This window comes from Paenibacillus chartarius (assembly GCF_042432825.1).
GTDB lineage: Bacteria > Bacillota > Bacilli > Paenibacillales > NBRC-103111 > Gordoniibacillus > Gordoniibacillus chartarius.
In genome coordinates, this window is the sequence record NZ_JBHLWN010000073.1 from 25,711 (window position 1) to 50,035 (window position 24,325).

Here is a 24,325-nt window from a genome sequence, read left to right on the forward strand (position 1 = left end):
AGGGGTATATTTAGGGCTTGCTGAACGAAACATTACAGAGCAAATCGTCTGTAGGCGTTGCGATTCAGCAGCATGTTGAAGATAAAGACAAAAAGAAGCCGCAAGCGGCGCTCCAGGTTCATCACGAGGAACTGCAGGGCGATGACGGTCCCGCTCGTTTGCTCGAGTCGTGCCCGGATTCGATTCAATCCATATTTTCGTTTTCCTTCGCCAAACTTGCCCTCGATCGCATTGCGCTCGCCTGCATCCTGTTTAGCGATTCGTTTGATCTCGGCCGTGTCCACTTGTTTTGAAGGTCGGCCGAGCGGAGGTCCGCTGAGTCGAATTCCACGTTCCTTGCAGTACGCCCGGTTCTCCCGGTTTCGGTAGATTTGATCGGCCATCACTTCTTTCGGGTACACGCCGAACCGAGCTTTGTACGTCTCTACCGATTCGATCAAGGTGACGCCTTCGTTGAAGTTGTCCCATTGCCGGCGCTCTAAGAAGGCGAAACCCTGTACCATGCTGACGGACACTTTCGCCCCGAATTCGACTTTCGCTTTTGCTTTCCCGCGAACGATCGGACGAATATGCGGTTGATGAATGCTGACGATGCGATCCTCCACATGATGGACTTGCTTCGTATACATCAGTCGTTGCTGTCGATACAACTCCTGAATGACAAGCAGTTGCTTGTATTGCCGTCTGCTGAGCGCCGCAAGCGGCGTGATCGTCACCAGTTCTTCAATGATGCGAAGGTCTCGCTTGATAAAGGCAAGCTGTTTGCCGATTCCCCGACGGAGCGCCCGGTAGCCGATTCGGCGTTGCTTAGCGAGAGACAGGTACGCACGGCGCGCCTTTTCTCGATACGTGCGCGGTTTCGGACGTTGTCCCACAAGCGGCTCATGTAACGTGTCGATGATCGTCTCGAGCTTCTCGCGAGCTTCGTTCAAAAGCGCGATGTCCGTTGGATACGCGATGTCTGCGGGGGCACAGGTCGCATCAAGGAGCAGCGTCCCTTGGTTCGGGTCCGGCTCCGATCGCTTGCGCTTACCACCCCGAGCGACAGGAGAAGAGGGCTTCGCATCGTCGTCATCATCCCGTCGTTCTTCCGCTTTCGCTGCTTCTACAGCGATCCATTCGTTCACTTCCGTGATCACCTTCTCGCCAAGGCGCTTACGGAAATGAGTCATGAGTGAATGATGAAATGGCGGCCGATCCTGATAACCCGCCAAGCCGAGGAAGTATTGAAGATATGGATTCTCGACGATCGTCTCGACCGTCTCTCGATCGGACTGTTGCAGTCTTTCCTGAATGATCAGAGCTCCGAGCGCCATCCGAATCGAGACCGCCTTTTGACCGCGGAACGATTTCTTGAAGGACTTTGCATATTTGTGATCCACCCGCGCCCACGGGATCATCTGCGCGAGCTTGATCCAACGATTGTCCGGATTCAGACGGCCGCCGAAAGGCAAGAAAAACTCGCTCGGCAGCAACAACTGGTTTTCCTCATGGGCGTACGGCTGGTACATGTTCGTCATCCTCCATGTGCACGGTTTTTCATCGTATTTCAACGATTTCCTTGCATATGAATTCGACGAAAAGTGCCTCAAACCCTTGTCGTTACTGGATTTTTTATCGTTCAGCAAGCCCTATTTAGATCCAAAAAAAAGAAGACTTTCACATATGTAATACCCGGGGCAACGCTTCTTCGGATACCGTGTCGCAAAGGAAGGGAGGTTCATCCATAGCACGCCGGTTCCAGCCTTTTGCTTCTTGTTCTCGACGTTTTTTCTTCCATTCCATGACCGCCTTGCGATGAGCAACGATTGTCGGGTGCATTTTCGCATTCTCGTCAGGTATCCTGATTTGCGTTGCAACAGAGAGAACGACATCCCTCTCTTCCTCACTCAGAAATGCAAGCGTTTCTTTTTCAAACTGTGGTGTATACTCCGTTCCGGTTCTTACGCCCGTTTTTTTGGCGGGCTTACTGCTCATAGGGAGAGGAGTTTTTACAACAGGCTTGCCCACGCGAAGCTTGGCCCAATATCCGGCTGGCGGTGAAGGAATATCAAGGGATTTGCAGACCTTGTGTATCGTAACATCCGAGACTTTATACCTCTTCGCCACTTCGGTCACTGGGATCTCCCATACTTCTTTGTATAGAATTTCTCTGTCATAAATATTATAGGTTTGTCCGTATCGCTCGAATGTTTCCGGTTCTTCAAGCGTTTGCACAGCTTCGACGGCTTCATCGTTCTCTCGCCTCGGAACGGAAGGCGTCTGTTCCTCTACTGACAAACCAGGGGATTCGAGCGTGTGTGAAAAGTCTACAACGGCCGATCCAGTGTCTGCTTTACAAGGCATCTTATCATACATAATTTGATCGTTCTTTTTATGAGCGACCGGTACGGTTCTGTAAATGGAAATCATCTCATCCACCGGTTCCGGCAGTTCCAGTTTGGTTACCGGTTTGTTGAAACTGAGCTTTGTCCAATATCCGGACGGAGGAATGGGAATGCCTGCTTCTTTTATCTGCTTCATCAGATGTTGCATATGGAAGGTCATATTTTTTGGCTTCTCCGGCCACGGACATTTCCCAGATTTCATCGTATAGCTGCCTGCGTGTCATTGCAATCACCGGATTTTGGGGCACAGCAGCCTCCTCCTTGCCATCTCCAAATAAGCTTTCTGTGACGTAGGAAATTCGGACCTTCTGTTCCGACATGGCCTCTTCTTCTTCTGGCACGCTCTGTTGTCTGTCTTCTCCATTAACAGTTGCTGCCGCGGCGCTTTGTTCCGATGGCTCATTTACCGTCTGGGGTGCGATGATAGCATGAAACTGTTTTATTCCTCCAATCCCTCTTTTCGCTTAATAGAAAAACCAGATCCCGTTTCATTTCTTCGAATTGCTTAATGATCCTGAGGAACTCGAGGAAGTGCATGTCCGCCAGCATTGTTGTGGTCTTCATTTCGTGAATGGCCGCAAACGCGGAAACAATTGGGTTTCCCCACATTTTCGAACATCCGGAATGTACGTGAACGTCGAGCGCTCTATCGATCGTATCAAGGTTAATTTATTGCTTAGGGGGCCGGCACCGCGTTCCCTTTGGTACCCAGTTCACTTTTTAGGAAGAACCTCTTACTTCGCTACCGCTTCACGTCGGATCTGCTGAGGCGAATTAAAGGCGGGGTGAAAATCCCCGCTCTCCCTGGTTTTCGAATTACCATTCTAATTCATATTCACCTCTGCATTTCGTATCCCAGCAAACGAGATAATGCTTCGTATATCGATAATTCAGTTTCATGGAACCGCGACACTTCGGACATACGCATTTGGAAACAGGCCATCCCATAAGTTTAATGCCCTCAATGATGGCGTTGCCTATCTTAGCATAAAATCCTTTCATAGCTTCTCTTGGCGATTCGTTAAGCTGATTTATGCTGACTTGGTGTTCGATAACCCGTTCTTGAAAAGGATGATCTGCCGGAAACCACGCTTGATTTTGAGAAACATACAATTGAAAAATGGCTTTCACGTTAATGCTGGTTTCGCTTTTTATTCTGGCATTAAGCCCCAGAAACAAGTTCCATCGCGGATGCTGAAGCGGAACACGGAAGATGAGGGGTGCGAACGAACCTAACAACTGCTTGAGTTGCATCTCTATCGCTGCACTTCGTTCCGCATTTTTGATGTCCTGTTTACGTTTTTGCAAAGACTGCTTCCACTCGTCCCATTCCTTTTTCAATCCGGCACTCTGCTGAAGTTTATTTTCTTTTGCTTCTAGAGCTCGTTCTGTTTCTTCAATCCGCTGTCGGGTACGATTCATATCATCCTCAAGGGTCTTAAGCGTTTTTCGGTTAAAACCGAACTTGGAGGATAATTTGGCCGATTCATTTCCGTGAGCCGTCGTTACACTTTGCAGGTGAGTTCGCAACTGTTCGAGTTGCCGTTTCACGTTTTCGACTTTCAGCTTAAGTGCGTCCCAGTTGCTAATGAATTCCTCGTACCTGCTTTGTTTACTCTCTTCCCGTACCAATGCAGCTTTAAGTTGATCCAAACCTGATTGATTGTTAAGAACAAGCAATTCTGTTATTTCATGATCGGACACCCGCGCAGTTCCCCAGAATCTTGACGTGAATCCCGCGCATTCCTGTAAGGCATAATCAAGAGGGTCATCCGGTTCATCCACAGAACCAATTCGTTCCCGTGTCGGAGGGTTATCGAAGAAAAAGATTTGATGCGCGATGGAATACAACTCCATTTGATAAAACGTTCCATGGGGCAAAATCTTCTTTTCAGCGAAACCGTAACAAGCGATCTTTTGGTTTTCTAAAAGACTGACGTCTCCGACCTTGCTGGCGTAGTCTTGATGAACGAACAGTCGAAACGGTTTTGTATTCTGGTTGCTTTCAACTTTACTGGTCGTAAAATCGATTAAAATATGACCTTTATGTGTAATGTTTTTTACGGTTCCAATCACTACCGCCAAACAACTGGATGAGTTTTTCTCAACCAGCTTAACGATGTCGTCTTGAAATCCGAAAATATCGGTAAGGTTAACCGTTTTTTCGGTTTCTGTTTTTACATAAAACGCTGAAACGTTGTTCTTAAAGGTAGTAATCTCATAATCTTTGAGAAGGCTTGATAAGAAAAAATAAAATTTCTGATGAGCCGGATGGGTAAAGAATTTGGTATATGCTCGTCTGGAATATCCTAATGGGTTCCCGGATTTTCTGACCAATTTGGCGCTCGTCAATATTTTGAGAACTTTCGTTCGATCGTCAATGCTGATTCCATTCGCTTTCGCCAGCGAAATGACATTGGAGTCCGGATTTCGGAATCGGCAGCGTTCGTAATGCATCTGCAGCTTGCCTTTTCTGAAAAATGGGTGTTCATCATGAGCGACATGTTCAAGTATGGTTTGCTTTTTGTTTCTTTCAGTTTCCAATAACAAATGATTAGGAAGTTTCTCACACCCCAAACAGATGTAACGATTGGCCTGCTTTAAATGTGGATTATTATGAACCTCTCTTGCTGATATTTCCTTGTTTGTTAGCCGGTCAATCGCCCTGTTCATGCTTAAATCCGATGATTTGGAATGGGTCACGCTAAATCAGTCCTTTAATGTTTACTGCGTGTTTCGTTATTGTTGATCCACCAATTTAAACTCAAAATCTCTTCGCTTGCGCTATGTCGGCGCCGAAATCCTGCTCAATTATCTTTAATAATTTTTGAAGTTCCTCCGGTTTGCTTAGAACATCAAATATATATTTGTCAAAAGCAATTTCTATTTTCTCTACAAGTTGCCGAGGATTAATAACCATAAAACTATCTTCTAACGTTATCAGATCACCAAATAAATAAGAAAACTGCCCACCGTCTTTTATGCGGCCCTCATGAACCAGTCCATTTCTGAATTGCCTATAAAACAAGTCAGCTACCTTTTGTTCTTTGTTTTTCAGGCCGGGGAGGCCAAAATCCGGAATCTCCGAAATCAACCATCCAACATATCTTTTTCGCACTTCGTCGATATCATATTTCAGTCTAGATAGAACGTCTATTGTTGTCACACAGATCAAACCAGCGGCAAAAGCATCATGATCATCATTTAGCTTTTTTATCGGCTCAATGTAATACTGCTTGATTCTATCTCTAAACGCTTCAACCAGAGAATCCGGATGGTTAAAATCGATATCGTAGTATTTTAAGTTTGGAGAAAAGTAAATGCCGTCTTCGACCCGCATATGCTCCCGACTTCCATAATATTATTTTTAATCACAAATAAAAAAACGTCCATCAAGAAAATTCGACGGACGCATACAAATTCCTTCCAATTACTATATAAGGGCTGATAAGCAATTTGGGTAAAACCAAAGTCAGATTCTTTTGAGCAGTTCAGTTACCTCTGCAATTTCTTCGCACGATATAAACGGAACCTGTCCATAAATCAGGTTGGATTCGCCCTGTAATCTTGCCACAAGATGGCCTTTACCGAGTAACTTTTCCGCCCCTTTTTCTCCAAGTGCAATCTCAGATGTTCCCACACTTTCAACTCGAAGTATAAGACGATTACCAAGGTTGTCACGTAATTGCACAGGCAGAACATTTGCATCAGGTCGTTGTGCGGCGAAGATCAAATGGATACCGGCTGCTCTTGCTTTAACTCCCAACCGTTGAACGATAGATGAAACTGCACCTTTATAAGTCTCAACAAGCATCCATTCCGCAAATTCATCATGAATTAGGAATAGCAGCGGGAGCTTCTCTTCAGAAGATACTTTAGAATTATAATCTTTTAGGCTATTCACTTTTTGTTCGCGGAAAGCCAAATATCTTCGATCCATTTCCTCAACAAGGAACTCAAGTACACTAACCGCACGCTGTTGATCAATAATGATACCTTCTACCAAGTGCGGTAACTCTTCCAGTTGCTGATAGTCAACACCGAATTTGGGATCGATCAAGTAAATTTTCGCAAGATCCGGGGAATTCGTTATACAGATGTCTAATATCAAATTTTGCAGCAAAACTGACTTACCGCTCCCTGTAGCACCAGCTATTAATGTATGTGGAGCGTGTTGCTCTAAATCCTCAAAAGGACCTCCAAGATTCAGGTATAATATGTTACCATCAACTTCTTTGATTCCAACAATGAAACTCATATTCATTCCTGAATTGGACTGAATGTTTCGGTATTTCCAAACGTCACCAAGCGTAATCGTTTCCCGATTTGGCCGCGCAACCGAAACAACAATTTCACCAGGCTGCGCCATGATATTAATGATGTCCAGTGCATGCGTCGTCAGTAATTGGGATTTTTTCTTTTCAATATCTTCAACACGCAACTGATCGGAGCCCTTAAGTTTAATGACAACGGCATTCGGCGTCAGTCGATAATCCAATACCTTTGCTTGAAGATTGTAGCTGATTAATGCTGCTTTTAATACCGTTACAGTTTGATTTACCCATTTCGCTGTTTCTTCATTTTCGGTCTGTGTTGACAAGTGGTTCATAATCCACTCAGATAAACTTGGACTAGTCCAGGAAACATCGAAATCGTCAATGAAGCTTTCTATTGACTCCCGATTGTCAACTGATCGCTCCACTTCTGCTGTAATGTGTTCCTGTGATGCATCCTGTACCACTACTTGCACCTGATCGGTTGGAACGACGTTCTCCTCAGATGCAGTCAGACTCACTCTATTTGCAGGAAGTTGTGGATGATGAGCTTCCCACGGTCGCTGATCGCCAATTTGTTCCCGAATGTTGATGACTGATTCCCCGCGATGATAGGCTAATACAAGTTCCCTCACCAACTCACGAGAATATACTTCCTGATAGGCATGGTTTGTATTTTGAATCGGCCATTGTTCACCTTCCGCAGCAGAATCCGAGGAAGTATATAAGAAAATATGGGAGTATCCTCTTAACTCGATCGGAATTGAACCATTACGAATACCGTCACGCCATTCCTCAATTACTAATTCGGCGTTCTGTGTAAATTCCAGACCATCGTTCAACATATCGCCTAAGCGGGATAGCCACAGATCTCTGTCCAACCTTCCGGGGTTCCCAAATATTGCTTTCTCCATCCGGACCATTGTATCACGAAGTTGTTTTTGCGAGTTCTTCTTGGCTTCCGCAGCGCCAATTGTTTCCACATATTTTGCCTCGGTAAGTAGCACTTGCAGGTAGGGTTGGCCATCTCTTACTTTCGGACATAACGCCATAATGTCAGCGATTTGTTCTTCTTTTTGCCCTAACCAAGAAGCATAGTCATCTAAGAAAAACCATCCGATTGAAGATGAATTCATCTCGGAAAGAAGCAATAGCTTACTTAAAACAACACCGATCAATTCTCCAGCAAATACACCTCGTTTAGCAGCACGTAATACAATATCCCCGGAAATGCCATTGGCTTCGTCAATAAACTTTTCTGTCAGCTGAAATAATGATTCGTCATCTAATCCCAAGTTCAATGACTCTAATCTTCTCTTCACGAGAACCTGAAGCAAGTTCAGTTTAGATCGAGAGGAGACAATAAGATTCGGCCCTTGGGTCCGGCTATGCTGATACTTTATAACCTTTACTCCTTGGTTTTTCAGTTGCCTCCGTTCAAGTAAATCGTCATAATTGACAACCCATTCGGCTAATGAATGAGCTTCGTCAAAAATGCCGCGAACATACTCATTTTGAAACGTCATTTGTCTCGCAGGTAAATATAGCACATCTTCTTTGGGCTCCGCACTATTGATCATCGAGTACACGGTAGCCAAATAAGTCACGCCTACTGCAGGTTGACTTGGACAAGTCAAATAAACGGTAGACTTCAAATCGTCTTTTGCTGAAGGACGCCTTCTTGCCCATCGAGGCGGGTAATGCTCCAGTAAATTAGGGGAGTTCACATTTTGCTCCTGCTCCCACACCAACTTTGCCTGTCGAGAGATGACATCTTGTAAAAACACTATATCCGCCGGCTTTCCGTCCGTCGTATCCGAAAGAGGTGCCGCATCAGCCATGACTTCAATCCGAAGCCTTGCCATGAAATCACGTGAAACTTCGCTGGCTACAAACGTATCTGGGCCAATCTCGTCACCTTCAATCATTTTCATGTATAAATTGTTCAGCTTCTCTGCATCACGATGCCGTAAAATAACTTGACAACGAACTTCATCTTCACGATCATGTAAAGAAGTTAATGCCCCTACAATCGTTTCAGGCAGCCGGGTCGAATCACTATTGAACAATACGATACTTAAGTTGGTTCGTTCATGAGGCTGCAGATCCAAGTACCTTTTTACAATGGATAACACTTTGGCGCTTGCGTCACGCGGATCTTCATTTGTCTCCTGACCTTCATCTTCCCTTACCGGATACTCCATCAAGCTGTATTCGTTGACAGTATCAGAAACGGTTAATAAATGCGCTTGTTGCCCCTCAAACCCAACCGCAACCTCTGGATAGTATGGATGGTTAAGTTCGGTTCGCAAATCAGAGAAAAACAATTTCGAATCGCCGAAATCCACTTCATGGGAGGTAAGGATATGATTTATGAGTCCGCTTACTTGCCGTGCCTTAATAGCCTTTGCTGCCAATCGCATCGGATGCCAGGGGGCAATAATAGAAGTTGGCTTCTTGCCAGCTACTTGAATATTCCCAACTTTCATCAAAGGATGCCACAATTCAATCCGGTTAACATCTCCTTGAGCATGAAGTTGCAAACTACGGAGCAACTGATCATAGGCATGGCACTGATCTAACAACAAATCTGCTGAAATGCCTTCATTTTTCCAATCAATAATCGCTTTGGAATAAAGAGCGGAGAAAGCGTCCCATTTTGTTTCAATATCTTCAAACCCTTTGGGAGTAACCCTTCCCTCAGACAAAGCTTTCTTAAGATTTTTCTTAAAAAGTTTACTTATATCTTCAGACTTGCCATACGAACCAACCAATGATCCACGATCTTGGCCATAAACTGCTTGCAAAGTCCCCACGTCATGGAGTGAAATGTTTTGAATCTTGCCTTTTTTGCTAATGGGGTTTTTGCCGACATTCGTGTAAGAAAAACTATGTGCAGCTAAACGTTTCAAATCGTCATATAGCTCCATTCCGATCGCAGCAGATTTCCCCTGCCAAACGACGCGAACCGCGTTTTTTTGTCGGTTACCGGACAAATCAACGTACTGGAGTTCAACATCAAAGCCAATTTGCAATGCACTCCTGGAGGTCGAAGTATTTTTCCTAGGGTCAGTTTTGTCGGCAACTAACTCATCATATTTAAACAATCGATGAGTTTCCCATTGGACATATCGATTTGTTAATTTTTCAATTCCTCGGTAAGCGGTGCAAAAGTACATGGCGACATCTTCATTTAATTCGAGCCACTTTTTTTTGCTGCTTCCTCTTGTAGTTCTAATCACTAAGGACTTGCTCCCACTTGCATTCCCGGACTGCTCAAATAATCGTTCGATAGCCTCTAGTAAACCCACAAAAAAATCATCACATTCAATCGGTTTTCCATAAACAAATTTATCCCAGTCCGATTTTAAAGAACGTTCCAATTCTAATTCTTGCCGGTGCTGTTCATAAAATTCCCGATCTTCTTCATTAGCTTCCTTGATTTTACGTTTGTCTAATGTATGCAGATAGCTAATTTCAGCTTCCGTTAGTACATCAGGAAATTCATCTTCATAGTGGCGAAGAGTACGTGTTGCCAAAGACGCTTTCAATATCTTGATATCAGCAAATAAGAGATAGATATTATCCCTTTCCCATTCCAATTCCGCAAGTTGTCTCGAAGCTTCTGACCAGCCTGGTTTCGATTCAATATACTCTTCAACAATTGGGTGATATTCTTCAGGAATCTGGTCCTGCTTGCTAAGGTACATGGATTCTAACTGTTCAATTTCCAATGTTTGCCGATTCGGATTTTGTTTGATTAAATAACAAGCGCGTTTACTAAACGCATCCTGAAACATTTTCTTCCATTTCGCCTGATGATTGAGCGTCTTGGGCGATATCGCTTCAAAATATCCCGAATCTCTCGGTATTCGCAATGCAGGCAATGCCCATCCAAGCGCATTAATAAGCGGCAAACCTTCAGTGAGCATAATGCTGCGCGTCCAAACAATATACGTACTAAACTGCTCGAGACTACATTCATTGGCTTCTTGTAGTCCCCTAAGGGCTTTCTCCCAATACACCATTTGTTCATCGGTTAACAGCAAATCTCGACATGCAGTTTCAACCCAAAGTCCAGGAACCCCCTTTAGATCTCCAGCTCCAATCGTTGTTATATCTTTTAGAGACGGGCCTTGGTCATCGTTCGTATTCGCAAGTATCAGCGCAGCTTTATCGCATGAAGCATTTCTCCAATAGGTTGTTCTGTACTCCGTCTTAACGTCATCAGGTAAATCAAAGCCTTCTACCAATTGATTAGGAACCTTGATTTGTACTTTGGCGTTCAAATGTGAATCCTGCAAAATGCTTTTGCATATTGTAGCAACAATTTCACCTGTCAAACGATCGAGCAGAAATCGCGCCACTCCATCAGGATTATCCGATGCGTCACCCTGAAGATGTTTCCTGAAAAACTCAGTAGCTACCCGTCCTATCAATTCTATTTCGTTCATTCTATTCCTTCCTCCCGAGCAGCAAAAGGATTTTCCACATAGGCACAGGCATCGGATAGTCTTTTCAGCAATCCCATGCTGGACAACCTTTGTTCCAATCTTGCTGCGTTCTCAGCAAATGCCTCTTGATCCGCCTGACCCTTTTTAATATACTCCGGAGCCTGCTTATCCCCTATTATCAGACCATACTTGGAATATAATTCTGCCAAAAACTCCTGAAATTCCATTCGAGAAGGAACGACACAAAGGACCAATGACTTTAACAGCAAATCCTGGGGAGCATAGCGAGATCTACGGCTGCCACGGCGAGATGTAAGACCAATTTCCCTGCCCCATACATTATGGAATTTATTAAAATGTTGTTTATGCCGATTTATTGCACGTTCAAAAAAAGTATCAAAGAGTTCTTCAATTGACTCGATTTGTTCAAATTCGTCTTTATTGCTTTCTTTGGGCCAAGAAAAGATTTTTTCCAAAATGTCGCGACATTCCTGGATTTCATTTGTTTCAACTGCAGTCTTCCATTCATCAGTTTCCTTTACTAGTCTGATGAAGTGTTCAACCGCAAAACGAGATAAATTCTGATTATCGCTAAAAGAGTCGGCTGAAAGTTCTCGAATTACCGTTTTCTTAGGAGAGACGACCTCTACAACAAATGTCGTTCTATCATCATGGCCTAATAGTTCTTTGGATCTGTTTAAACTGTACAATATCATATGTAGACCCAGTATATTGATTAAATAGGGAACGACATCATATGTAGGAATATTACAACGAAATAGTCGGATCCAGTCCTCAGCAAGCGCCTTATATTCAGGTAATTCTAAATACGGAAGATAGGTTCCCTTCCTCTCAGTAGATGTAGAATGCACAAGTTCGTGATTGGGCTGCAGCGCGGCAACAAGTCGATTAAACTTGGCATCTCTGTTTAAGATACGGAGTTTAAAGTGGGAAAGTAATTCTTCGCCTTTGCCGCTTCGCGATAACATAAGATAAAGCAATTCACCAGTTCGTGCAAAAAATCTGCGATCTGCAGAAATACCGTTATCCCGAATATTTAAATCTTCATATAGGCAATCCGGTCCAAAAGGAAACACGAACTGTGAACTCCAACGTTTATTGTTTTCACCTTCAATGGTGGACGAACGCAAAAATTCAACCACTTCTTTAAAATCGTCGAACGATGAGAACCGCTCTTCCAAATATGTATAATCAGGGCTTGATATCCCCGCAATATTTGCCATGGAGTCCTTCCATCGTTCCCACTGTGCACGGTTATCGTTCCGATGTTGCCGCTCAATAACCGCCATTTGTGGATTATTAAATAGAATATTCCGCAGATACAGTCTGGATTGCGGAGAATAGGATAATGAATTAGGAACCATCTCGACGAAAGCACGACCGGCTTCCATTTCAGAATTAAGTACGTTTAAAAACTCCATGAAGCAAAGCCAGGGGGTTTGTTCATCATAGAGACGGTGCCCCCAAATAGCTTCGTCTACCCACATATCGGGTTCAATTTTTTTGGGACGTGGCAATCTATCGCGCATCAAAATAAAACCTCCACCGTCTTTTTATCAAGAACCCCTTCCGCATTTATCTTAATCATGTGGAAAGACATGCTATCAGAGTTTGTTTCAAAGTCCTCTTCCTCCAGCTTTTTTCTAGTATCAAGTTGCTTTAGCAAACGACTTTTGAATGCAAGAATATCTTCATAGCATTCACGAGAAAAGCTTCCCGGAAGCGCACCTTCTGCCACACGTGACAGAAACTCATACCGGATTAATTGAAGGTGCAGTTTAACAGCAGGGACGGCAGGGTAAGACAAGCTGACTTCCAAATAGAGTTTCCCGGATGGTTCTGCTTTTATTTGCACAAATTCCCCGCGATCACGCATCACCGATATAAAGCTTTCAAATATTTTGCTCACTTTGGCTTGCGAATGACTTCCCGAAGTAGCCAAAATCAACTTATCCTGAGTTCGCGTCAACAATCCTGTAGATATGCGGTTTAATCCCCGAACAAGACGAGATAAGATTGGCGTAGGAACTTTTGCACCTTGATGAATTGCCCGATACACTTTGGTTAAGAACTCGCCTGCATATTGAAAGGTAGTCAACTCCCAAAGCTTTAAATCATCTGCTTTTTCGGGGGGAATACTAAAAAACAATCGCTGACGTTGTGAACGAACCAAAGCCAGAAATTCTGTTTCCCCATCCTCAGCAACGCCTTCTAGATATGCCTTTTGTTGGGTTCTGAAGGTGGCATCTGCCCCATAGTATTCGTCTGAAAGCATTATTTCCTGATATATCTCTTTTAACTCCGGATCATCATTGCCAAAGATCAATATATTATCAACTTTGTTACTCGTTTCATTGCCAATGCCAAAGCGCCCTAATGTATTGAACACGTCGGTGGCTTCTCGTCTACGTTCCGTCAGATTTTCACCGAAGACGTTGCGGTAAATGCTCGCTTTTACCGTAGTCCGCTTTTCGATAATATCGGGAATATCCTGACACCTCATCAGCTTATCTTTAACGTCGGGATGACCTAAGATCATATTGCTCACCAGCAGCAACAACTGTCGAATGGGCAAGTGCACACTATTTATCTCACATAACTCAAGCAGATCAACCAGACGATTTCGTATGGTTTTCGTTCCGTCTACATCTTCAAGCCTTTTTTTATTTTCCCAAATCGGACAGCGCTGCCGGATGTCTTCGTGGTCGCGATACTGACATTGACTGCAATCTTGCCATCCTGCATGATTCAACACCGCATCAATAACTTGCGGCAAGGCCCAAGCAGCGCTAATCCGACTAAGATTATATAAACGAACTCCATACTGAGCATGTTCTTTTTGCTCGTCAACCAGCATCTCTTCAATAACTTCCCGAATACCAAGCGCGTCAGAATGTTCGTTGACTTGCTTTAAAGCTTCTATAAGCTGTCCATCATTCGCTGCAATTAAAAACAAGACATCTGGTCTTTGTTGTTTTATTGCTTGCGCAAAAAGAACCAAGTGATCTCGTTCATGGTCCTCCAACTCACTTAAGTCTTTTATGACATAGAGTGTCTTATTCCCAATCGGAAGCATTTTAATATTTCCGGGGACTTCCCATTGCTCATATGTACCACCAAGCTCTAGCCAGACCTCGCGGCAGTGATACGTTTTACCGTCGCCTGCCGTTCCAGTTAAGATAACCGATTTCGGTTGTTCCGATCGGAAATTCTCTATCAATTCCGGAAGATACTTGGCTTCAATGAGGATGGGTTTGATTTTCTTCTTGTTTACGACTCGCTGAATTGTTTCATCGTACATATTATCATTACGCGGTACAGGTCCATATTGACGCAGAAAATTGATCCATTCCGTATGAGAAGTTGTCATTTCAACCTCCACTGTATATATAAGATTTAACTTGAATCGGCGACACGTCGACAAACTAGTTCCCAAGTATTATACTTCTACGCTTCTTGATTTACTTCCTCTTTTTTACTTCCGATTATTTCTACAAAAAAAGACCCAAATGGGTCTAAGTCTGAAGAGAGCAGAAATGAGTCTAATTGAACACACAAACGCATGGTATCGTTTCGTTTTCTTCAGGATTCATAGTATTTACACGGATGCCTACTTCAAGTTCTTCCCTATATTGCTTTAATGTCAAAGGCTTGCTATCCCTCTTTAATATCGTAACATTACCGAGCAGCTCCTGAAGTCTATTCTCCATTTCTTCCTGTTGTTTATACACATCAGGCCAAGTTTTATAAAGATGCTCGTAATGGTTTAATCCGCCGCGGACACAACGACCGCCACAATTTGCATGGGAAAATCCCAAGTAGTACATTTCCGGTAATTTGATCTTCCAATCATTTTCGATTATTGCCTTTAGATCTGTATCTTTAAGATTGGAATCGATCAAAGGAAATCTCGTTTCCACTGGCTCAAGTGCTTGATGTGCATAAAACTCCGTTAAGTTTTCCTGGCGATGCCTCTCATGCGGGCCAATACCAAAATAAAGTATCGGTTCGTACCCTTGGTCTCGAAGTTCTTCAATGAAAATAACTGTCTGTCTGACTTTCAATTCAGATGAGCACTTTGCAAGACGGGAGTTTCCCAAAAATCGACTCTCCATAAAGACAGTCTCAGGTGTTCGGGTATCCATAACGTGTTTAAACTCAATGCCAATATAATCAGCAACATCATACATAAATCTATAATTATCAGGATGCTCCCATAAAGTATCTGTAAAAAATAGCAAACAGTTCTCTACTCCATGTCTCTGTACCATTAAGTAGGCCACATATGCACTTGCAGCACCACCACTGAACATGGCAACATGTTTCGTTTTTCTGTCCATATTCTCACCACGTTTCGGTTAGTCTTTTGTGAATTCCTTCAGAAGTTCTAACAAAACAACTTGGAGTTCCTCTTTCGGAACTCTCCGCGTTAATTGCATCATATTGGCTTTAGTGGCATTCAACATCGCTTTCGATTGTTCTGAAAGGTCCACTTTCGGAATCGCAAACGAACTCTCGCCAATCTTTACTTCATGATAGGATTCATTTAATGATTTGTCCCTTAAAGTTTCGAAATAACCATTAATCTGAGAAACGAACAATTGATCCGTTGTATCGGACCAGTTCTCTCTTTTCACACCTACGATCTTCTCGCAGAGGTTATCTACCCAATTTGACTCTGTTGACGTTATTAACGATTTTATAAAAAGATTGCTCGCTTTTTCAACAGCACTTTTCCCATTTGACCATTTCTGCAATTCCCTGAAAGTCTCAGTGCTAGATAGCTGAAAGATCTTGGCCATAGTCCCGGCTTTATGGCGTTCATCATACGCTTCGCATTCTGTTCTAATGACTCTAAAAACTTCGAGATTATCACCGTTCCCACACAATTCGTATAAACGTTCTAATGCAATCTCAGGTTGAACCTCTCCCGCACGAATGCAATCTTTTAGTTGATTGGAAATCTCTGAAGTTTGTCTTGTATTTTGGGTTATACGCGGCAGAGAACGCAACCATCTTAATAGCACATGGTTTATAAGAACAGCCGGATGAAGATACCTATCCTCATCTTGAATAAAATCTGTAAAAATGGTTTTAATGGCATTAAGGATTCCAGTGCATCTTGGATCAAAAGGTATATACTTAAATGTATATTGCTCTGGATTCTCCACCATGTAATAGAGCAAGTCAGCGTCTATTTTTTTACTGAACATGTCATTATGGTAAAACATGATGTAATTCCATTCATGGTACAATAACGCAGCAAACAATAAGGGAACTACGGGTCTTCTAATTCCGTACGGAGGACTTTCAAATACATTGACAAGTTCAGAAAATGTTCCATGCCCTTGATGAATGATTTCTAAAAGCCTTGCTCTTAATGCAAGCAGGTTCTGCTTATCGGTTATATTAGGATGATTAAAATCGATATTATTGTTATTGATCACTGTAGCGTAAATAAGGTATTCCGGGCCGTAACCCTTGATAGAAATATCGTTGGTTTTATGATAATCAATGATTTGATTGAGTACATATAAAGCGGCATTTTTTTGTACTTTCGTTATCGTTCTACGATTAAACGCCTCGTTCCTTATTTCCGGCGTTTGACGATAAAGCCTCTCCATTACCTGCTCAGATAAATATCGGCTCAACTCTATGCTGCTGCCAATCTTGTAGCACTCACTCATATAAACCCATGTGCAATTTTGAAATTGGGTGATCGGTTTAAGCATCTCGTTTATTGTATATGTTGTTTGAGTGATTGCACCGCTTAGTTCATCATTCAAAAATTTGTCCTGACTCGTGAAATATTTATCGTCTCGCATGAGATACAACATTGCCAATTGTTCCAAATATCGATCAGGAAAAATATCTTCATTAGCTGAAGCGTAGATCGCTTTTTCCTCATTGGTGCTTCGCTCCGTTAAATGCTTTAATAAAGAAAGGTTGTCGGTGCTGGTGTCATTAAACACATAATAAATAACAGCATCTGCTTCATTCTGATGCCGTGCAAAGGAGTGCCACGTGTCCTGGTTCAGCAACTCTGAGTGGTAAACCGGGATGACCGGGGCAAATCGAGTGATACTCTTGACATCATTATATTGCTTAGGCAAGACATATTTTTGATAAAGTACCGATTGAAGCAACTCCATCTTTTGTCGTTTATTTTGTGGATTTGCTTGTAGCCTTCTTTCAATTTCGGCTTCAATGTTAACACTGCTGCCTTCAAACAACTCCCAATGATCGAGCGCGTTGTTATATCGAATGGCTTTCTTGGCTTGAAGGTGTTCTAATATACGCTTTGTGTGAGCAATTTTCCACGACAATGCAAACGAAATAAAATCTTCGTTCGGATCTTGTTGAGCGTACAAACCCGCCATATTCCAAATGGTTAAAAGTTTTATGACCTTTAACTCGTCCCCGCGTGTCGACGAATCAGATAATCTCTTCTGCAAACGTTGAAATAATGTATATGCTTGTCCAATCAACGATTCCGGCTCAAATTCGCTGAAAGAGGGTTCAAAATAGTCGAAAACACTATCGACCCGATACCAATCCCTACACTGATCATAGTAAGCCTTAAGTCCGCCGCGCTCATCGCTTTCCAAGAAAGTAAATAACGTTCTTTCATTTTGAGCGATGATATTGGCTAACGATGGTAATACAAATAAGGAAACCGGATGCAACGGATAAGATTCCTTAATTATTAGCGAGTTAATTTCTAGCATATTTAAATCCGGGAATAAATTGAAATATCGAAGTTCTTTTACAAACTCTTCCGTAGGCAGCTTCTTATTTTCCCGGTACTCTTTTGTAACGAAACTTGCTAGCCGAATAAAAGTCGCCGGATCGGATTTCGTAAAGTAGATATTGTAACGTTTTTCGATTCGTTGAAATTCTTTTTGCAGTTCATCGGTATAACGCAAAGCATATTGCCCCAAATTTCGATGCGTGATCAGAAGAACATTCAAGTTACTACCTTTGTCTGAATTCGAGAACTCTGCCAAGTCCTGCAAATCCTGCATTGTTTCATGAATTGAAGTAGTGGGAAGTGTCTGCAAAAAACGGCCAAATTCATCGTAAATAATAAACAATCCTAGATTCCGCACCCGCAGCTCTTCCGTAATATACTCCAACTGCGTGATTAAATCTTTATCAAAATTAAGGTTTAACTTCGAACCCGAAGTAAGTGTTGGATATGTTTTTTTAAACCAATCGATAGCTTTTACATTTACGTTTTCTATATCTTTCCGCCATGTTTCTAGTGTCCATGTTTTCTTTTCTAGCAAAAGCAGAAATTCATCGTATGTAGATTTGTATTTTTTCTTCCATGCATCCACAATATTTAAAATATCTGTGACAATAATCGGTTGTGTGAAGTCAAGATCATTCTCTCGCAGAGCCGTGTATAAAGCTGATAAGAGATTTCGCTTAAAGCTTGCCCCTTCACCGTTTAATACTACAGGAATATACGTTTTTTCTTTTTCTTTTACATCAAGGAGGAGTTTATATATATGATTATCGACCGATTGAAATTTACTCAATAAAAGATAGAAAAGTCTATCATCTAAGACATTCGTAAGTACACCTGCTAATATCGTCCCTAGCAGCGATTTCCCTGAACCATAAGATCCTACAATGATATGAGACCGGTTTCCTTCACCAAGAACCCCTTTTAGTATCCCCATTGTAGCATCGGCATGTGAAGGTGTCGGTAAATATCGATCATATAAAGACGTCTTCCCAAAGTCGAACCGAATATTTATACTTGGCTGAAAATAAGTCTTCCCCTTAATCATGTTCGTTCCCTTCTAAAGCGCCGGTATTCTTCTTCTAAAAAAACAAGCGGCTCGATATTTGGCATTCTTATAGTATCCAATCGATTTGTTCGATCAAATATGATCGGGCTATACGGATGGTGTGTTAATGTATCAAGGGCTTTGATAATTTCATTTCTAGGAAGATGAAACACCTTTCCCCATAAATATTCCTTTGTTTGAATTTCTTCAACAGATAACTGATTTACCCCAAATCGATTCTGATAAGCTAACAAAGCATACATGAGCGCGGCTATTCCAACGTCTGTGTACTTTAAGTTTTTTTTCGTAATAACCGACTTCTCTTCAAGTAACAATCCAATCACGCTTAGCGGGCTTTGAATAACTTCTTCCGGATCCTCAGCTTTTCCCCTGTCGCAATAGAGGCGAATCAAGCAATCAATATCTCTTTTAATAGAGTTTGCCGAAGGTTTCTTAGGCTCATTTTTTTCCAACCAAAACAAGAAGTCCTCTACTATTTCTTCTTTTGTCGCTGACTTCTTCTCATATGTATTAAAATACCAATACCACGCGGTACTTGGTTCTCTTTCATCAACTAAATGGTAATGAACAATACTAGCTGTATCGATCATTTCAATATAAGGATCATATTCACTCATTATTCTTCCAAAAGGGGAAATGTTCTGCTCCGCTCTGTTATTGGTATCAACTATTCCGGTTGCGACAACCCAATATCGCAACGACTGTACCATGTTCTTACCTAATCCGATTTGTTCCGCAGCATCATCTCTATACAAGAATCTATTATCCTGATTCAGCTCTCTAATTGCTTTTCTCAACCAATTGATTCGAAGATAAAAACTTTGATGTTGTCCGTATCCCATTTCGCTACCTCTCGATTTCTGGAGACTACCTTCCAGAATAATATACCACATCTGCGACATTTAATAAATCATTGTGACTGAAATGTCAATGATTTTGTCGAATAAGATAAAACTTATTAACCCAACAACAATAGAACGCACGTTCTCGTTCCTTTTACTATAAACAATTTCATAAACTTAAGCAATATTCCTTATCAGAAGATTGATGTACTTCAATAATTCGTATTTCCACCGAAAATAACAACAAGCGGGTGACAAATAAATGCCAACAACCGCTTGTTTTGCACAAATATAATATATAAGCTCGGTCCTCTTATAAGAAGAATAGAATGCTCCCTCTAGTCATAATTTTGATCATGCATAATCGTTTTGCAATTCGGACATTCAACAGTACACTTACGTTTATATTCCAACTTCTCTGTCGAAGTTAAACCCTTTGGATAACTTTCAATTTCTTTGACGAGCATTACTCCCCCACACGAACACATAAACATCTAACATCAATCCTTTTTCGATAAGTAAATTCAACATAGATCTGCGCATTCACTACGAAAATTCTTTTTTTTGAAAAAGGTGGATCCAGCAATCCACATCAATTGCAATACCATTATTATGAGTTCCGTATTGTCTTTTTTTGGAGAAGAATTCGACAAGTGATGAGGAAACTCCTTCATCATTGACAATTTTTCTTATATGTTTGATATATGGTGCGACCCAGAGGACTCGAACCTCCACGGATGTTACACCACTAGAACCCGAACCAGTCCATTGATACCCAGATATTATTTTTGCGATAGGCGTGGCCGAAGTACAATGTCCATCCTAAAACCTACGCTTGACTGTTGATATGACGCGATTTATACTCGTTCACAAGCAGCCTCGCCTATCGCAACCTCGCACTATCCTGACAAAAGCGAGGTGAACGATAAGAGGCTGAAAAACAGCAAGATAGGTGCGGAAAACCCGAGAAAAGCGAGGTTGGCAATCCGCGAAAACCTTACTCCCATAAGGCTTCAGGGCACTTTAGACCCCTCAAAAACCGGCTCGCCTAATACTTGCGTTAGCCGCGACAAATCGACGTGGACATAATAAGCCTTCGAATAAAACGGACGGCCGACTACGATGCGCAGCCGGTGACCGGCCTGTTCGATGTCCAGCTCGAATTTCACCTTCAAATACTCTTTCAAGGAACTGACCAGCACCGGCTCCAGGTGAAACGACGCCTGACGCGTTTCCAGTGCGGTTAGCTCAAACATATCGGTGATGAGCCGTTCCATGTCCGCTACCTTCAAATGAACCGTTTCCAGAGACCGCCGCTGCCGCTGCGGGTCACCGATAACGCCTTCCAGCAGGCCTTCCACATATCCGCGGATCAAGGTCAGCGGCGTACGGAGCTCGTGCGATAAGTTGCTGATCAGATGGCGGCGCGATTCCTCGAGCTTCTCGATGCGGGCATTCGCACGCTTCAGCTCCGCCTGCAGGCGGCTGACCTCGCTCCCCGGCTCCTGAGCGGCGGAGCCGGAATGTGCGTGAGACGCCTTATGCCCGGCTGTTTTGGCGGCGGCGGTCGGCGCCGCCGGTGACAGTGCGCCCGCAGCAGCTGCGGGCGGCTCGGCGGGCTCCGCCCCCGGCTCGCCGAGCCGCCCCGTGAGCGACCAGCGGCGCACGAGCCGCTCGAGCTCGCGCTGCGCGTCGCCGGCCGTGAGCGGCGACGCCTCCGGCGCAGCTGCAGCAGCGGCAAAGCGCTGCAGCTGCGCCGCCAGCGCGGACGGCACCGGCGTGCCGTCCGCGAACGCGTGCGCCGGCGCGAGCGGCTGCGCCGCGCCGAAGGGCGCCTGGCCGCCGTGCGTCAGCCAGGCGAGCAGGCGCCCTAGCGCCGCCACGTCGGCGGCGGCGGGCGCAGGCGCTTCGCCGGCGGCGCCTGCCGCGGCGAAGCCGCAGAAACGCACCGAGCCGCTCGGTGCGTGCAGCCACACGCGCTCGGGCGCGAGAGCGCCGTGCGCAGCGCCGCGCGCGTGCAGCCGCCGCAGCGCGTCGGCCAGCAGCAGCGCCGTCAGCAGAAAGGCGCGCAGTCCGCGCGCTGCTTCCGGCGCCACGGTCGGCAGCGGCCGCTCCTCGGCGTCCGCATAGAGCAGCCCCGTCCAGGCGCCCATCATGCAGCTGCGCAGCGGCACGAGCGACAGCTCGTACCCGGCTTGCAGGGATGCAGCCGTTTCCTGCCGGAGCAGCCCCTGCATCGCTGCGACCGACCGATCCTGAGTCATCGGCATCCATATCGCAAATGTTCGCTCATACGGCAAACGAACCCGCCAGCCGCACAGCGGATCGCCTTCGGACAGCATCGTATCCGGCTCGATATCGTAAAGCCGCTGAGCCAGCGGATCGTCCGCATGCCCCTTCCTTTGCGCTCCAAAAGCCCCGTTCCCCATGGTGCATTGCTCTCCCTTGCTTATCGGCATTTCCATACACATTTGACATATCTATGGCAAAAACCTGCATCCCTCACCCATGATTCGGTATGCAGTATTCCGGGTTCCACCTTCCCGAGTCGCTGAATGGCGTCGCTCGAACGCATCGTCAACCGTCTTTACAGGGGATACGCAGGGCTCCCGCCGGTCAAAACCCGTAAATCGTCATTCCGCCGTCCACAAACAGCGTTTGTCCGTTCACGTAGGAGCCCGCGTCCGAAGCGAGGAACACCGCAAGACCGACCAGCTCGGGCAGCTCCCCGACCCGTCCGAGCGGCGTCCTCGCCAGGATCGCCCCGACATATTCCGGATCCGCGAGCAGCTTCTCCGTCAGCGGCGTCTTGAAATACCAGGGACCGATCGCGTTCACGTTAATTCCGAACGGACCCCACTCCAAGGCAAGCGTCTTTGTCATTTGAATCATCGCCGCTTTCGTTGCCGCATACACGACGCCGGTGCGCAGCGCGACATGCCCGGCCACGGACGAAACGTTCACGATCCGCCCGCCCGCACCGTGCTCGATCATCGCTTTCCCGACGGATTGCGAGAACAGGAAGGCGGACTTCAAGTTCGTCTGCATGATCGTTTCCCATTCCTCCTCGGTCACATCCACCGCCTTGGAACGGATATTCATTCCCGCATTGTTGACCAGCACATCGATGCGTCCCGCCCACGCCAGCGCCGCAGCTACGGCATCCCGCACCTCCTCCGGCTTCCGAATATCCGCAGGCAATACGAGCGCCTCCCGGCCTGCGGCTCGAACGAAACCGGCCGTTTCGTCCAGCTGCTCCTTCGTGCGGACTACGAGAGCGATATCCGCTCCGGCTTCGGCGAACCCGGCGGCGAGCGCCCGTCCGATCCCCCGGCCGGCTCCAGTAACGATAACCTTCTTTCCCTCCAAACCAAACGACGGCAGCATTCTCATTGTAAATCAGCACTCCTTCCATGCATAGGTAACCTCCGGCTTGTCCGATCAAGCCACGAGCAAAAACGCCGATCTCCACGGCAAAGAAGATCAGCATTTGGTACAGCGCTATTTTCTTAGGGGTGCATATAATTGAGCCGGTACGGAACGAACGATATGATCGGCCATGACGGCATACCCTTTCGCGTTCGGATGTATGTGGTCCGAATACAGCAGCTCGCGCTCTTTACCGACGAAAGCATCGTAGATATCGACCACAAATACGTTGCCGCATGCCAGCTCACGCAAAAATTCATTGAATTTCCGCACCCATACCGCGGCTTCCGCCATGAGCGGCAGCGGATTAAACAAGCCGACCAGCACGACCGCAGAGCGGTCCCAAGCATCGCCCTTCATGTCCCGGATCAACTGAAGCATTTCGCGATAATTCGTCTGGTAGCCTTGCAGTGCGGCGAGCAAAATATTGGCGTCGCCTTCATACACGTACGGCAATGCCGCTTGGATGAGGTCGTTGCCGCCGGCCGTAATCGTAATGAGGTCCGCCTCACGGATGCCGGCCCGCAGCTCGGGGTCCGTCCGTAAGGAATCGAGCAAATACTGCGTCGTCAATCCGTTCACTCCGGCGTTCTTCGGGAGCACCTCGCAGCCCAGCTCGTCGGCCAGCGCTTTCGCATATTGCGGGACGAAGCCGAAGCCCGGGGACGCACCGTAGCCGACCGTGAGCGAATCACCGAAAGCCAGGTACCGAATCGCTTCCTTCATTCGTTCCAACCTCCCCCAATAAAACTGAGTATGATATCGTATTCACTTCGGGGGAATTTGGGCATTCCTCACGTATAAATTCATAACGGGCGCCGTCATGCCTCCGCTTGGCTTATCCATGTTCAGGTTTCCCTAACATGGAATCGTATAAACACCCCGCTCCCTTATACGCTGCGAACCAGCGGCGCACAATGCTCGCGAACGTAATCGCGCACCAGCGCTTCTTCCGGCGGCGTGAACTGGAATTCGCTGTCGCAATCCTCATCCAGCAATACGATCTGCACAATCTCTCCGTCAGGAACACATATGACCCTGAATTTCGAAAGTACTGCGCATTAAAAACATAAAAAGGGCTCCAAATCTTTGGTAGAA

The 24,325-nt window shown here is 45.0% G+C and carries 13 protein-coding genes; all 13 read right to left on the minus strand.

Annotated elements, in window-relative coordinates:
• Positions 1-32 precede the first annotated feature (32 nt).
• Complete coding sequence (locus tag ACFFK0_RS18460) at positions 33-1,511, minus strand: IS5 family transposase (RefSeq protein WP_377471781.1); 1,479 nt, start codon at positions 1,509-1,511, stop codon at positions 33-35.
• Between the two features lie 148 nt (positions 1,512-1,659).
• On the minus strand, positions 1,660-2,589 hold the full coding sequence (locus ACFFK0_RS18465; protein WP_377471782.1) for a hypothetical protein: 930 nt from the start codon (positions 2,587-2,589) through the stop codon (positions 1,660-1,662).
• A 614-nt stretch (positions 2,590-3,203) separates the two neighbouring features.
• Positions 3,204-5,090, minus strand: a complete 1,887-nt coding sequence (locus tag ACFFK0_RS18470; protein WP_377471783.1) for a hypothetical protein — start codon at positions 5,088-5,090, stop codon at positions 3,204-3,206.
• Between the two features lie 61 nt (positions 5,091-5,151).
• Positions 5,152-5,727: a hypothetical protein gene (locus ACFFK0_RS18475; protein ID WP_377471785.1), complete on the minus strand. Its 576-nt coding sequence runs from the start codon at positions 5,725-5,727 to the stop codon at positions 5,152-5,154.
• 132 nt (positions 5,728-5,859) lie between these two features.
• Positions 5,860-11,115 (minus strand): FtsK/SpoIIIE domain-containing protein, encoded by a 5,256-nt coding sequence (locus ACFFK0_RS18480; RefSeq protein ID WP_377471786.1) that lies wholly within the window; start codon positions 11,113-11,115, stop codon positions 5,860-5,862.
• Complete coding sequence (locus ACFFK0_RS18485) at positions 11,112-12,665, minus strand: methylation-associated defense system protein MAD7 family protein (RefSeq protein WP_377471787.1); 1,554 nt, start codon at positions 12,663-12,665, stop codon at positions 11,112-11,114. The genes ACFFK0_RS18480 and ACFFK0_RS18485 overlap by 4 nt, the downstream gene beginning before the upstream one ends.
• Positions 12,665-14,506, minus strand: coding sequence for a hypothetical protein (locus ACFFK0_RS18490; protein WP_377471788.1), 1,842 nt, complete (start codon positions 14,504-14,506; stop codon positions 12,665-12,667). Before ACFFK0_RS18490 ends, ACFFK0_RS18485 begins: the two co-directional genes overlap by 1 nt.
• Before the next feature lie 172 nt (positions 14,507-14,678).
• Entirely contained in the window at positions 14,679-15,476 is a 798-nt protein-coding gene (locus ACFFK0_RS18495) for a phosphoadenosine phosphosulfate reductase domain-containing protein (RefSeq protein ID WP_377471789.1), read from the minus strand.
• Positions 15,477-15,494: 18 nt separating this feature from the next.
• On the minus strand, positions 15,495-18,935 hold the full coding sequence (locus ACFFK0_RS18500) for a hypothetical protein (RefSeq protein ID WP_377471790.1): 3,441 nt from the start codon (positions 18,933-18,935) through the stop codon (positions 15,495-15,497).
• Positions 18,932-19,798 carry a DUF4007 family protein gene (locus tag ACFFK0_RS18505; protein ID WP_377471791.1) on the minus strand — a complete coding sequence of 289 codons (867 nt, stop codon included), beginning with the start codon at positions 19,796-19,798 and terminating at the stop codon, positions 18,932-18,934. Before ACFFK0_RS18505 ends, ACFFK0_RS18500 begins: the two co-directional genes overlap by 4 nt.
• A 1,013-nt stretch (positions 19,799-20,811) precedes the next feature.
• Positions 20,812-22,227 carry a sensor histidine kinase gene (locus ACFFK0_RS18510; RefSeq protein ID WP_377471793.1) on the minus strand — a complete coding sequence of 472 codons (1,416 nt, stop codon included), beginning with the start codon at positions 22,225-22,227 and terminating at the stop codon, positions 20,812-20,814.
• Between the two features lie 187 nt (positions 22,228-22,414).
• Entirely contained in the window at positions 22,415-23,191 is a 777-nt protein-coding gene (locus ACFFK0_RS18515; protein WP_377471794.1) for an SDR family NAD(P)-dependent oxidoreductase, read from the minus strand.
• Positions 23,192-23,299: 108 nt separating this feature from the next.
• Positions 23,300-23,953, minus strand: a complete 654-nt coding sequence (locus ACFFK0_RS18520; protein ID WP_377471795.1) for a GDSL-type esterase/lipase family protein — start codon at positions 23,951-23,953, stop codon at positions 23,300-23,302.
• Positions 23,954-24,325: the final 372 nt, after the last annotated feature.